Consider the following 13,140-nt stretch of genomic DNA (forward strand, 5'->3'; position numbering starts at 1 on the left):
CAAAGCTAACCGCAGTGCAGCATTATCCACCACCTTAGCAATTCTCCCAACAATACTTAGAAACTTAAGATTGAAGTGGCAGCAATACTACATTCGTAGCGACGATTAGCCATTAGGGTATCACGACGGGCCTGCTCTACTCAGCTATAGATCTTATCTCTATCCAGAGGCGGATTTTTTCTCCGGAAGAAATTTGGTTCTCGCTCTAACGTGGCGATTGTTAGAACGTTTTTGGTGCATCATCCCCTAGATAGCATCCTCCAAAGTGGTCTTGCCACAACCCTTAGAGCGATCGCAGAGGCCTGACAACGCCGATGCCAATCTCGTGCCGGGTTTGTTAACTCTTCCTAAAACCCTAGATCGGCGCGGGCCATCTCTGAGGCTTTAAACACCACCTCATCGGGCAGCTCTTCCCAGGCGGTGGCCCCCACCTGAGTATAAAAAGTGCTGTCGTAGGGGCGGGTGCGCACGACCACAGGCATGGGCACCGCATGGCCTAGCACCAGTGCCTGCTGCTTGGAGTCGAGCTTGGCGAGAACCGATCGCAAGCTCTGCCCCCCCGATACGCCGGTAAAGATGGCGTCGATATCTTTCTCATCGTTGAGCAGGGCGGTAATGCGGGTGCCAATCTGCGACATCACCTCGTTATCGATGCCTGAGGGCCGCTGATCGACCACCAGCAGGGTGACGAAGTACTTGCGCATTTCGCGAGCAATGGTGCCAAAAATCGTCTGCCGCGCCGTGGCCGGGTCGAGAAAGCGGTGGGCCTCTTCGATGGTGATCATGAGCTGGCGGGGCCGGTCTACGACATTCTTGGTCTGCAAGAAGCGATCGGCCTTTTTGACGTAGCTGGCGTGGATGCGGCGGGCAATCACGTTGGTGGCCAGCATATAGGCCAACATGTTCGACTGGGAGCCAAACTCCACCACCACGTGCTTGCCCTCATCGATCGCCGCGAGAATCTGGGTGATGTAGTTGGTGCCGCTGACCGCCTTCATATATTTAATGTCGGCCAGCCGCGTCAGCTTGCGCTGGAGGGCCATGATCGACGACTTGCTGCCCATCTTGGTCTCGCAGAATTCTTGGATCTCCTCGTTGGTCATGGTCAGCAGGCGGTTGATCCAGGCCTTGCCAAACTCATTGCGCAGAATGATCGCGTTCTCCAGGCTGGCCTCCGATAGATTCAGCTCGCCCCGCACCAGGTTCAGGTCTTCCACATCGATCTGGTCAAAGCTGATGTAAAGCTCTTGGGCATCGCGCACGCCCCGCCGCTGGGTGGCCTCGGGGTCGAGGGTAAACATCTGCACCTGGCCGGGAAATAGCTGACGCAGCCCCTTGACGGTGCTGAACTGCTTGCCCTCACTGACCGCCTCCCAGCCGTACTCGGAGTGCATATCGAAAATCAAATTCACCGCCGCCTGCCGCTGAATCACCCCCGCCAGCAGCAGCCGGGTGAGGAACGATTTGCCCGTGCCCGACTTGCCAAAAATGCCGTTGCTGCGCTCCACAAAGCGATCGAGGTCTAAGCACACTGGCACTTCCATATCGATGGGCTGACCGATCGCAAAGTTGCGCCGATGGGGGTCATCTTCCCAGCCAAAAATGATGCGAAAGTCGCGATCGCTGGCGTCATACACCTGACTAAAGTGCGCCGGAATCGTCTTCACCGGCAGCAGCTCCACCTCAGCACTACTCTGCACCTCCATCGAGCCGTAGGAGCTATCAGCCTTTTTCTTCGCCTTCCCCCTACCCCCTACTCCATCACCCCCACCTCCCTCACCCTCCTGCTGCGTAAACATCAGCATCGGCGTCAGGTTGATCGTGCCATAAGTCCCCGTCCCCGCCAGGACTTCTTGCAGGAAAAGGTTCGACGGCTCCGGCGGATGGGCCAAAATGCGCTGGCTGCCGGTGCCCAGGGTGACATCGGTGAGCATGCAGAAAAACTGCGATCGCCGCCCCTGCACCACCAAAAACTTGCCCACCCGCATATCTTCTACCGAGATGTCAGGGTGCAGGCGCACCTCTAGCCCCTGGCTCAGCGAACCCTGGATGACTGACCCCAGCGGCTGACTCATCCCCATGGATAATCCTCTGTGTGAACTTCAGATAGCAGGCTAGCGATCGCTCCCTTCAGTTCAGCCAATTTTAATACATTTGTTCTGACTTGCCCAAGCACAAAAAAGAGTTCTGAGCTAACCAATTCGTTAGATAGCTCAGAACTCAACCGCTCAATCAAAACCGTTGGCGAGGGGCCTAAACCCAATCGCTAAAACTGAATGCCGACGCCGCCCTGCACCGAGACGGCCATGTTGTTGCCCTGACGGTAAGCATCGAAGGCAAAAATAGCATTACCAAAAGCGACCAAATTGCTATTGGGGAACAGATGGTCAATACCCGGTTGAATAACAAAAGCTGTCTTGTCGCCCACGATGGAGGGATCGTCGCCACCGCCGCCGACAAATGAGGCCCCAGCGCCTACGTACACGTCGGTATTCCAGCTCAGCGGCACGTCGTAGGAAACAGTTGGCACAAAGGCAAAATCGCCGCCAAAAACAAAGCCCTGGGCCCGCAGCGAAACCGGGTACTGCAACAGCCGGTAGCGGCCCGAGATCACACCCTGCACGCCGCCGCCTTGGCCTGTAGCTGCGTCGCTGGTCAAGCCGAGACCGGCCCCAATGCCGACATAGCTCCCGTAGGCGACCTGGGCCTCGGCGGCCTCTGGGGCGATCGCCGCACCCGTAGCGGTGGCAGCTACTGCTAGCAGAGCAGCCCCTGCCGTACGCCCCATCCAACGCCCTAAGCTTTTCATGGAGTTACTCCTCAACCCTTCAAACGATTTTGTGTTGGCTGACTGTGCGGGCTTACCGATGCCGACCTGAACCCATCGCTGTAGGGCGATTTTGGCCCTGATACCCCTTAGTCTGCCGATAAGCTTACTGCATGGCTCAGATTTCGACACACTGAATTTTTCCAGTCGGTAAGATCGTGGGGGAGGATTTGAGGCGAGGGTTAGAGGTTTCCGCGAGAGCAGCAGCACATCGACGAAAAGGGCATATCCATCTACCGCAGCGATTGTCTGACAATCAAGTCTATATAGCTTAAGTAAAGGAACCAACGGAAAGCCTCAGACTCAATGGCAGACGGGTATTCTGAGGCTAAATCAGCTAACAACCAACGCCGCGATCGCCGTGATGAACGATTCTAAAGTCCTCTTTGACTACTGGCATAGCAAGGTACGCCTTAAAAACCTGAGCATCGTCTCTTCCCCTGGCCATATTGAAACTCCCCGCCTGCGCCACGATTGCACCAACTACGACACCCTCCGCGCCAGCCGCGAAGTCGCGTTGCTAGAAGAGCCAGAACGTAGTCGGGTCATTGCTGTCATCAAGTACCAGTGCACAGCTCAGGTGCTCCAACGGCGGGCAGGCTTTCTCAACAGCCACATTGCAGAACTCCAGAGCGAAGTTCAAGACCTCGCCCATACCAAGGGCAAGTTTCAAAAGATCATTCAAGCGCTACAGGAAATTATCTTCGGCAAGGATCAAGATATTCAGGCGCTGCAAAATCGCATCTCTATTCTGGAGACAGAAAACGAGACCTTGAAAGCTGAGACTGAGCAGGCCAAAGCTTACAGCGAGCTTCTCCAAGAGTTTGAGACCCTCAAGAAAGAATTTGAGAAAGTTGCTAAGCGCAAGCAGGAACTTGCCAAAAATAATCAGAGTCTTGGCGGTCGAGTAAGTCACACTAACCGCTTCCGGAACGAGCGCGATGCAGCACGGGCAGCGGCAGAAGAGCTGCGCCAAAAGCTGGCCCAGGTTACAGACCATAACCAGCAGCTCCTTAGCGAAAATGAGGCGCTAACGTCAGAACTATCTCAGCTCCGCAAGCAGACCAAGCTAGGCATTGTAGAAGTTCGCCGCCATGGGAATTAACGACTTAAAGGCTAGAGCCTACGAGCTAGCCGGAGTAACCACTACCCAGCAGCTCAAAGCTAAATACACGGCGATTGCTCAGCTCAACCTTCGCCTCAAAGCCTCTTGGCAAGAGGCGATCGTTATTCTAGAAACGAACCCGGTCAGCGATGGCAACCTCGCCAAAACCATCGCCAATCTAAAGGCCGAGGTTTATGCGCTAGCTCAGGTCACCACAACTCAGCAGCTCAAAACCAAGTACGAACCCCTAAGGGCACTCAACTTCAGCTTCAAAGCGTCTTGGGAAAAGGCTCTTACCCTCTTAGCCGATCACACACAAGACTTTCAATCCTGGCTGGCCAACCCACCCGAAGAGTACAAAGCCCTGTTTGCCGAGATTGAAACAGTTTCCGATAGCTTTGACTCCAAGCTGGGGAAGACCAAACAGCTGGGGCAAGAAGCTCGGGCAATGGCCATCAGCCTTGAACACCTAGCTGAGGAGGCCCAAGAGGATGCAGAGCAGCTACGGCAAGAGGCCGAGATAGCCTACCAGGCCGCTCAACAGGCCAATCTCAACTAGCCAAACTCCAAAATCAACCTGTGTTCCGCATCCCCGCCGCGATGCCGTTGATGGTAAGCAGTGCGCCGCGCAATAACTCGCCTTGGCTGTAGCGCGATCGAATCACCCCCGTTGCCGCCTGATCTTTATACTGGCGCAGGCGTTTCAGCAGGGCCACCTGCAAAAAGCCCAGGGGCACAATGGTGCCATTGCGCAGGTAGACCGATCGCTGCAAATCGGGGTCGCCATCGAGCAGGCGATCGCAGTCGGTAATCCGCAGCACCATATCCCGAGTCAGGTAAAACTCCTGGGAAATGGTGTCGAACAACGCCAAAAACCGCTCTTTATCTTCGGGGGTGGTGAGTTCGCGCACGTAGTGCTCAGCAATTTGCAGATCGACCTTGGCCAGAGTCATCTCAACCTTTGAGATCACCATCTTGAAGAAAGGCCACTTGCTGTAGAAGTAGCGCAGCACCTTAAGGTGTTCCTCCGGTGCTTCGTCCACAAACTCTTGCAGGGCCGTGCCCACCCCGTACCAAGAGGGCAGCAAAAACCGGGCCTGGGTCCAGCTAAACACCCAGGGAATCGCCCGCAGGCTGCCGAGGTCTTTTTTGCCGCCTCGGCGCGAGGGGCGCGAGCTGATCTGGAGCTGGCTAATCTCTTGAATGGGGGTGACCTGGTGGAAGAAGTTGACCAGGTCAGGCTGTTCGTAGATTAGCTGGCGGTAGTGGCTGCGGGAGCGGGTGGCCAGCTCCTCCATAGTCTCATTCCAGGGCTGAATGTCATCGACGCTGTTGCTCAGCAGGCTGGCCTGAATGACGGCGGTGGTCACTGTCTCTAGGTTGTAGAGAGCCAGGTCTGAGAGGTTGTACTTAGAGGCCAGCACCTCGCCCTGCTCGGTAATTTTGATCCGGCCTTTGATGCTGCGGCCCGGCTGGGCCAAAATCGCCTCGTAGGCGGGGCCGCCGCCGCGCCCCACTGAGCCGCCGCGCCCGTGGAAGATGCGCAGGGAAACGCCGTAGCGATCGGCGGTGGTCTGGAGCGCCTGCTGGGCCTTGTGAATTTCCCAGTTGCTGCTGAGAAAGCCGGAGTCTTTATTGCTGTCGGAATAGCCCAGCATCACCTCTTGCAGAGGCACCGCCCGCGGCGTGGCCACGCTGCCGGGGCCTTCGTCGGCGGGCTGGTTGGCCTGACCTTCTAGCAGGTTGCGATACAGCGGCAACTGAAACAGCTCCTCCATCACCGCCGGGGCGCGCTGGAGGTCTTCGACAGTTTCAAACAGGGGCACCGGCTGCAGGCTGCTGAGCTCGGCGCTGGGGTCGTAGAGGCCCGCCTCCTTGGCCAGCAGCAGCACCTCTAGCAGGTCACTGACGGTGTGGCTCATGCTGATCACATAGCTGCCACAGATGTCGGGGCCAAACTCCTGGTGGAGCTGGCGCACCATGTGCAGAGTAGCGATGGTCTCGCGGGTTTTGTCGGAGAAGGGCAGCTCGCGCGGGGTAAGGGGGCGGCGGGTGGTGAGTTCGCTGACTAGCCAAGCAATTTTGTCGGCCTCAGGCAGCTCGCTGTAGGGCTGGGGCAACACTTGCAGGTACTCGGCGATCTCGTCGAGGGCGTCGGAGTGGCGTGTGCTCTCTTGCCGCAGGTCAAGCTGAGCCAGGTTGAAGCCAAAGATTTCGACCTGGCAGATCAGGGTGTTGAGGTCTTGGCAGTTGAGGCCAGTGGCTTCTAAGTTGCGCTGAATCAGCCGCAGCTCAGCCAAAAACTCGTGGCCGTAGCGGTAGATGGGCAAGCCGCTGGGGTCGTTGGAGTGGTCGGCGAAGGGGTCGCTCTGGTATAGGCGCTGGCTGCGATCGCAAGTATTCTTCAGCCGCTGCTTGATGTAGGCCAGCTTGAGACGGTAGGGCTCTTGACGATAGCGAATCGCTAGCTCGTCATAGATGTCGGCCATTTTGACCTGGTCTTGCTCCAGCGATTCGAGCAGCTCGGGCAGCACCTCGCTCCAGTGGAGGGAGAGGCTGAGCAGCTCGACGAGGCGATCGATGGAGGCCATGTACTTGGTCAGCACCAGGTTGCGCTGGTAGCAGGCGGTCTTCCAGGTGACTTCGGGGGTGACGGAGGGGTTGCCGTCGCGATCGGCCCCCACCCAGGAGCCAAACCGGCAAAAGCGGTGGCGGGGCGGGTCAAGCTCGGGGAATGTGGTGGCGATCGCCCGCTCAAACCGCTGGTAGAGCTGGGGCAGCGCATCAAACAGCACTACGTTGAAGTAGTGCAGGGTGTAGTCGACCTCGTCGAGCACCGAGGGCTTAAACTGGTGCAGCTCGTCGGTGCGCCACCAGAGGCGAATTTCTTCGGTGAGCTGTTCTTTGAGTTCTTCGATTTCCCAGGAGGAAGCCAGACCTAGGGTTTGGGCGCTTTCTTCGGCCTGATCCATCTGGCGCAAAATGCTGGCGATCCGCCGCTGCTTGTCGCGGATGGTGTGGCGCACAATTTCGGTGGGGTGGGCGGTAAACACCAGCCGCACGTCCAGCTGATCGATCAAGTTTTGGATCACCTGGGGTGGCACGTTCAGCCGCTTGAGGGTGGGGAACAGCCAGTGGAAGGTACCCGCCTCTTTGCGGCTGCTGGGGGGGTCGGCGATGCTGCGAGTCAACAGGTCGGCCTGGAAAAGGTTGCTCGACTCGCTGTCGCTGACAGTGTTGCCAAAAATCGACTGGCCGATGCGCTGGGCCAGTTCTGAGGTTTCGTAGGCGGCCCGATACTGCTGCTGCTGATCGCGCTGCTCGTAGTGCTGTTCGACGATGTTAATCAGCTGAAAGTAGAGGGCAAAGGCCCTCGAGGCGCGAATGGCGTCTTCGAGGTCGAGGGCCTCGACCACCTCAACCACGGCTTTGACCCGCGCCTCGGCGGCGGTGGGGGCCTGCCCCTCGGGGGAGCACATGCGCCGCAGCTGCTGGAGCAGCTTTAAGAGTTCAGGGCCACAGGCATGCTCCAGAACGTTTTCCCACAGGTCTTCGACCACGCGCAGCCGGTGGCGCAGCAGCAAATCTTGCCAGGAGGACTGATCATCCACCGCTGCGGGCAGGCTAGCCGGGTCAGTCTGAGCTGCGGGCCGGGCATCCCCGGAGGAGTGGAGCGTTGAACTCATGGGTATGACAGCAGAGAGAACGGGGATATCGCAAAGATTCTATAGGATTACCCTGACCGGAAGAAGTTTATCTAGATGAACAAATTGAAAACATTAGCCATTAATCAGTCCTGGTCAAAGCCGTCAACCCTTCTTCTGGCAGGGCTTTCAGAAAAGAGAGAACCCTTGCCAAAACAACCTAAACCTCAGGTGCAGGGGCCGCAAGATCGGGCGCAACCGGCGGCATGTGCAAGTTGGGTAGGCGATCGCCCGCAAACAGCTGCTCACTGACCAGACCTAGCTGGGTGAGCCCATCGGCTAGGGCACGGGTGAGCACAATACCGAGCAGCACCGGGGGCACCAGCAGACCCACCGCCACCTCGGCAGACAGGCGGTTAACTGGAGCGGAATCAGAAGGGGGCGACGAGGTCATAGGATAATCACAAGTTGGGGCACAAAGAAGAGTGAACCTAGGGCCATGGCCGACGCTGGAAGCACCACTGGAAGGGTCTCGGGGAGCGATCGCCTAGCCATACCGTCGGTGCAATTGATCACTAATATAGTAGACAAGGAGCCTTGCACCTGACCAGGTGGCCTTGGCCAGGGCATTCCTATGATCTCTGTATTGTCGAGCAAGTAGGATGGGGCGAGTAGGATAGAGTCAATGGCTGGGCGCGACCTGGGCTGGCCCAGTTTTGAAATTGCCCCAAAAGAAATCGGCTGAATGGCGCTGGAGTTGGTATAAATTAAACCGACTGCGCCACGGCCAGGCGTTGTCTCACAATTCGGGAGTGTGGCCCTAGCCTAGCCGTTACCCTGACCCCCTATGCCTGTGTCTTTATCCAACCCCACCCTTAGCCCCAATTCCCCAGCAGACACCGTGCTGGGCTGGCTGAAGCAGGCCATGGGGTTGCCCACGGCGGAGCTGCACATCAAGCTGCGGGGCAACATTCTCCACGTGCTCTGCGAGACCCCATCGGCGCTAGATCAGTCGGCGGTGCTGCTCAAGCTGGTGCGATCGCTGATCGAAGGCGGCGACGACCTAGTGCGCCAGCACTACCCCCAGGTGTATCAGCTCTACGTTTATAGCAGGCTAGAGGGCAACCCCACCCCCGGCTGGACAGCCCCGATCTATCTCAACCGGCTAGAGCGCCACCTGGCCCAGCTAGTGCTCGAAAACCAGGACGAGGCCGATATCAAGGCCACCCAGTCGCTGCTGGAGAAATATAACCAGGGCCAGTCGGCCCGGGGAGTCGAGGGCGGCAGCGGGGCGATCGTGATGTCGAACCTGAGCCTGGCCCGCAAGGGCGACCCCGAGGCGATCGCCTGGTACCTGAGCGAGACCCTCAGCAGCCTGGATGTCGGCGTGTGGGTCAGCATTAAGGCCATCCCCGGCACCGCCCACCTGCACCGGATGGCAATTCCGGTTGGGCTGGCATCGCGCATCGCTGGCGACGATAGCGACACCACGGCAGATGACCCGGCAGGCACCGATACGACTATCTCGCGGCTATGGATTCTCTGCGAGGCCACCTACAGCCCCGACCCCTCGCTGATTGCCCGACCCACGGCAGAACGGCTGCGGCAGCTTCAGCTCACCCAATTTAAGGATGCGGTGCTGCTGCTTCAGGTGCGAGGCGAAACCAAGCCCGACTGGAGCCTGCGCATTGACCTCACCCCGCCCGAGGAAATGCTGCGGGAGTGGGGCCGCTGGGGCGATACCGATGCGATCGCCCGCTTACTTTCAGCGGCGGTGGCCAGCTGGCACCTAGGCATCACCGCCGAACTTACCAACGGCACCCTGCACCTGATCTGCTCACCCCAGAGCGGCGACCACGACACTCAGCAGGCCGAGGGGCTAGCCGCCCAGGAGGCCGTGCTCGAAGCCCTGACGACGCCCCTCAACGACCTCGCTCCCCAAGGCATTCCTCGAGCGGTGATCTATGGCCAGGCTGGAGCCAACGCCACCCCCGCCTGGGTGCACTACCTCGACCTGCCCGCCGCCGAGCACAGCGCCCTGGCCGATACCCCCGAGTATCTGGGCCAGACCGGCGACCTGCCCGCGATCGCCTTTCTGCTCACCCGGCTGCTCAACCCCAGCCTCGACGACCGCCTGGCCACCGGTGGCCAGCGGGTGCAGCTGCTGCGCCGCGACGGGCTGCTGCACGTCATGGTCGATGGCCCGGTGGCCCCCCGCCGCCGCCTGGTAGCCCCGCCCATCAACGACTATCTGCTGTCTCTTAGCCCCATGGGCATCGAGGGGGTGCGAATTTACGGGCGGCGATCGGGGCAGTCGCAGCCCGCCTGGACCTTTGGCCAAGACTTTTTGGCCCGTCGCCGCCTGGTGCCCGAGGCCACCCCCGAGTTCACCGCCTCCGACTCCTACGTCAACGAGCTGCTGGTGCGGCCCGACGGCCCGGTCACCACCGCTGAACTTGAAGCCGAGCTAGAGGAGGACGTTGCCCTCAGCCAATGGATGCAGGACGTGCTCACCCAGGGACGCCACTTGCTGCTGCGATCGCAGCTGCTAACCAGCGCCACCCCCGACCGGGGCGATGGCGTCGAGAGCCTAGATGACCTGGGCCGCTCCGACGGGTTCAAGATTGCCGTGGTGTGGGCGGCGGTAGGCATCCTTGTCGCCCTTCAAGTGGACTGGTTGCTGGGGCAGATTATTACCCCGCCGAGCCAGCAGGCCAAGGCCGAAGCCATCGCTCCCCCCCTGACCGAACCTTCTGAGCCTAGCGACCCCCTGGCAGAAGATCTGGCCGAGCTTGACTGGCCCGGTTCTCAAAGCAGCGACAACGGCTGGGGCGAGGGGGGCTTTACCAGCGATTCCAACGGCGACACTGCTGGGGCACAAGACCTCGACACCAGCCCCAGCCAGCCCATCGTCGCCATCGATGACCTGGTCGAGCAAGCGTCGTTCGCCAGCTTCAACAGCGACCAGATGAACGAAAAGCTGGCCCTCTACTATCAGCACCTAGAGCAGTCTGGCCCCCCCGACGTGATGATTGTCGGCAGCTCCCGCGCTCTGCGGGGGGTTGACCCCGCAGCCCTGCGCCAGGAGCTGGCCACTATCGGTTACGAGAATGTCAGCATCTTCAACTTTGGCATTAACGGGGCCACGGCCCAGGTGGTGGATCTGGTGATTCGCCAGGTGCTCGAACCCGACCAGCTGCCCCAGCTGATTATCTGGGCCGACGGGGCGCGGGCCTTTAACAGCGGGCGGGTCGATGCTACCTACAATGCCATTGCGGCCTCCCCCGGCTACCGCGAGGTGGTCAGCCGCCGCGGCGAAGCCACCGAGGTTGTCGCCGACCCCGCTGACCCCGCCGCCCCAGGTAGCCCCAAAACTCCCACCGGGTCGTTGCCCAACAGCTACGCCGCGATGGATGAGTGGCTCAGCGGTCGGCTGGCTACGGTTTCAGCGGTGTATGCCGATCGCGATCGCCTCAAGGGCTGGTTTCAGCAGCGGCTGATGGTTGCCACCCCCACCCCCACCGGCTCTAGCGAAGAAGCCCTCGATGCCGCCATGCCCGAGGGCAGTACCATCGACTTCGACGGCTTCTTGGCCCTCTCGGTGCGGTTTAACCCGGCCACCTACTACCAGGACTTTGCCCGGGTTTCGGGCCGCTACGACGGCGACTATGACAGCTTTCGCCTCGAGGGCCAGCAGGTCGAAGCCTTTGCCAATCTGCTCAGCTTTACCCAAGAGCAAGACATTCCCATCGTGTTCATCAACACCCCCCTCACCGATGAATACCTCGACGACTATCGGCGCGATGCCGAGGCCGAGTTCTTGCAGCACATGCTCAAGCTCTCCACCACCGAAACCGGGTTTCTCTTCCGCGACTTTGCCCAGCTCTGGCCCGATCGCTACGACTATTTTTCCGATCCCAGCCACCTGAACCGCTACGGCGCGTACCAGGTCTCTAGCCAGCTGGGCCAAGACCCGCTAATTGCCTGGCCCCGTCCCGCCGCTCCCCCTGCTCCCCCCGCCCTGCCATGACCCTGCCCTCCCTGGTCTACGCCCTGTTTTTGCTCAGCGTCGTCGGCGTGTTTTGGACGCTGGAATCATTGCAAGCGCGGCTGTGGCTGCTGGTGGTGGCCAGCCTGATCTTCTACGCCTCGATTCAGGTACAGTATCTGCTGCTAATGGTGGCGCTGCTGATCGTGACGTTTTTGGTTGGCAATGCGATCGCCGCCCCCCTCGACTGGCGCATCCCCAACCCCCGCTGGCAACTGGCTGAACGGGGCTGGAACCAGCGCCGCACTCAGCTGCTGTGGCTGGGCGTGGGCCTCAACGTGGCGCTGCTGCTGGGGTTTAAGTATGGCGAAGGGCTGTTTCGCTGGCTGGGGATTGAGCTGGGCAGCGCCCCCGACGACACCCTCACCCGCATTATCATGCCCCTGGGGCTGAGCTTCTTTGTCTTTGAGTGCATCGCCTACCTGGTGGATGTGTATCGGGGGTCGCCAGCGGCGCTCAACTTCTCTGACTTTGCCGCCTACAAGCTCTACTTCCCGAAGCTCATCTCTGGCCCCATCACCCGGTTTCACCCCTTTATCGACCAGGTCGAGCAGCAAAAGCCGCCGGGCCTCAACACCGCCGTTGAGGGGCTATGGCTGATCGCCTACGGGGCGATGAAAAAGCTGCTGATTGCCGACCACATTGCCATTTTGGTCAACCTCAGCTTTGACAACCTGGAGCGGGCGGGCAGCGCCGACATCTGGCTGGCCACCTTTGCCTACGGCCTTCAGCTCTACCTCGACTTCAGCGCCTATGTGAACATTGCCCGAGGCAGCGCCCTGCTGATGGGCATTAACCTCCCCCAAAACTTTGACGCCCCCTACTTCACCACCAGTCTGGCCGACTTTTGGCGACGCTGGCACATTACCCTGGGCGACTGGCTGCGCAACTACCTCTACTTTCCCCTGGGAGGGTCGCGGCGGGGGGTGGTGCGCACCTGCATTAACCTAATGGCGGTAATGCTGATTGCGGGGGTCTGGCACGGCAACAACTGGGGTTTTCTCATCTGGGGTGCCATTCACGGGGCGGGGCTGGTGGTGCATCGCCTCACCCAGTCGTGGGGCAAAGCGGTGCCCAAACTCAAAGCGTTTTGGGGCACGCTGCCGGGGACAGGGCTGGGCTGGCTGCTCACTCAGGGGCTGGTGTTCTTTAGCTGGCTGTTCTTTCGGCTGCCCGAGCCCGATCGCTACACCCTGGCCCTGCAACGGCTCTGGGGCACGCCGTCAGATGCGCAGTTTAGTCAGCTGGTCTACCTGGAGTCGCTGGGCTTTACCTTTACGCAACTGCTGCTGCTGCTCTGCGGGGTGGTGGGGCTGATGGCGGGGGCCTATGTGATCAAGCGAGGGCTAAAGCTAGAGCTGAGCTGGCCGGTGAAGCTGCTGCTGGTGCCGTTGTTTAGCGTGATGGCCTGGCTGTTGGCTCCGGCGGAGACGTTGCCGTATATTTATTTCGACTTCTAAATGGGTGGGGAGTAGGGAGTTGGGGGTAGGGGGTAGAGTTAACGCTGCTTGCTGGG

Annotated in this window: 8 protein-coding genes; 4 read left to right on the top strand and 4 right to left on the bottom strand. The window is 59.8% G+C overall.

The features are described 5' to 3' along the window. Window positions 1-347: 347 nt before the first annotated feature. Both H6G07_RS00275 and H6G07_RS00280 read right to left on the bottom strand, forming a co-directional pair. A complete protein-coding gene (locus H6G07_RS00275; RefSeq protein WP_073606952.1) occupies window positions 348-2,081 on the bottom strand; it encodes a helicase HerA domain-containing protein in 1,734 nt (577 codons plus the stop codon). 185 nt (window positions 2,082-2,266) lie between these two features. After that, on the bottom strand, window positions 2,267-2,809 hold the full coding sequence (locus tag H6G07_RS00280; RefSeq protein ID WP_242026557.1) for a hypothetical protein: 543 nt from the start codon (window positions 2,807-2,809) through the stop codon (window positions 2,267-2,269). A gap of 382 nt (window positions 2,810-3,191) precedes the next feature. On the opposite strand from H6G07_RS00280, the gene H6G07_RS00285 reads away from it, so the two are divergent. Further along, window positions 3,192-3,932, top strand: a complete 741-nt coding sequence (locus H6G07_RS00285; protein ID WP_073606950.1) for a hypothetical protein — start codon at window positions 3,192-3,194, stop codon at window positions 3,930-3,932. Beyond that, window positions 3,922-4,491 carry a hypothetical protein gene (locus H6G07_RS00290; RefSeq protein ID WP_084172863.1) on the top strand — a complete coding sequence of 190 codons (570 nt, stop codon included), beginning with the start codon at window positions 3,922-3,924 and terminating at the stop codon, window positions 4,489-4,491. The genes H6G07_RS00285 and H6G07_RS00290 overlap by 11 nt, the downstream gene beginning before the upstream one ends. Before the next feature lie 13 nt (window positions 4,492-4,504). Here H6G07_RS00290 and ppc read toward each other — a convergent pair whose 3' ends face one another. After that, window positions 4,505-7,618 carry a phosphoenolpyruvate carboxylase gene (ppc, locus tag H6G07_RS00295; RefSeq protein WP_073606949.1) on the bottom strand — a complete coding sequence of 1,038 codons (3,114 nt, stop codon included), beginning with the start codon at window positions 7,616-7,618 and terminating at the stop codon, window positions 4,505-4,507. 178 nt (window positions 7,619-7,796) lie between these two features. Next, window positions 7,797-8,030 carry a hypothetical protein gene (locus H6G07_RS00300; protein ID WP_073606948.1) on the bottom strand — a complete coding sequence of 78 codons (234 nt, stop codon included), beginning with the start codon at window positions 8,028-8,030 and terminating at the stop codon, window positions 7,797-7,799. A gap of 393 nt (window positions 8,031-8,423) precedes the next feature. Between H6G07_RS00300 and H6G07_RS00305 the strand changes: the two genes are divergently transcribed. Both H6G07_RS00305 and H6G07_RS00310 read left to right on the top strand, forming a co-directional pair. Further along, window positions 8,424-11,606 carry a hypothetical protein gene (locus H6G07_RS00305; RefSeq protein ID WP_073606947.1) on the top strand — a complete coding sequence of 1,061 codons (3,183 nt, stop codon included), beginning with the start codon at window positions 8,424-8,426 and terminating at the stop codon, window positions 11,604-11,606. Beyond that, the gene (locus H6G07_RS00310; protein ID WP_073606946.1) at window positions 11,603-13,084 is read left to right on the top strand and encodes an MBOAT family O-acyltransferase; all 1,482 of its coding nucleotides are present in this window, start codon (window positions 11,603-11,605) and stop codon (window positions 13,082-13,084) included. The genes H6G07_RS00305 and H6G07_RS00310 overlap by 4 nt, the downstream gene beginning before the upstream one ends. Window positions 13,085-13,140: the final 56 nt, after the last annotated feature.

The sequence above is a fragment of the Phormidium tenue FACHB-1052 genome (genome assembly GCF_014696675.1).
Taxonomy (GTDB): Bacteria; Cyanobacteriota; Cyanobacteriia; order Phormidesmidales; family Phormidesmidaceae; genus Nodosilinea; species Nodosilinea tenuis_A.

What these genes read in the sequence shown, in the direction of transcription:
- H6G07_RS00275 (WP_073606952.1), bottom strand. Translation starts at nt 2,081, where the DNA reads ATGGGGATGAGTCAGCCGCTGGGGTCAGTCATCCAGGGTTCGCTGAGC.
- H6G07_RS00280 (WP_242026557.1), bottom strand. Translation starts at nt 2,809, where the DNA reads ATGAAAAGCTTAGGGCGTTGGATGGGGCGTACGGCAGGGGCTGCTCTG.
- H6G07_RS00285 (WP_073606950.1), top strand. Translation starts at nt 3,192, where the DNA reads ATGAACGATTCTAAAGTCCTCTTTGACTACTGGCATAGCAAGGTACGC.
- H6G07_RS00290 (WP_084172863.1), top strand. Translation starts at nt 3,922, where the DNA reads ATGGGAATTAACGACTTAAAGGCTAGAGCCTACGAGCTAGCCGGAGTA.
- ppc (WP_073606949.1), bottom strand. Translation starts at nt 7,618, where the DNA reads ATGAGTTCAACGCTCCACTCCTCCGGGGATGCCCGGCCCGCAGCTCAG.
- H6G07_RS00300 (WP_073606948.1), bottom strand. Translation starts at nt 8,030, where the DNA reads ATGACCTCGTCGCCCCCTTCTGATTCCGCTCCAGTTAACCGCCTGTCT.
- H6G07_RS00305 (WP_073606947.1), top strand. Translation starts at nt 8,424, where the DNA reads ATGCCTGTGTCTTTATCCAACCCCACCCTTAGCCCCAATTCCCCAGCA.
- H6G07_RS00310 (WP_073606946.1), top strand. Translation starts at nt 11,603, where the DNA reads ATGACCCTGCCCTCCCTGGTCTACGCCCTGTTTTTGCTCAGCGTCGTC.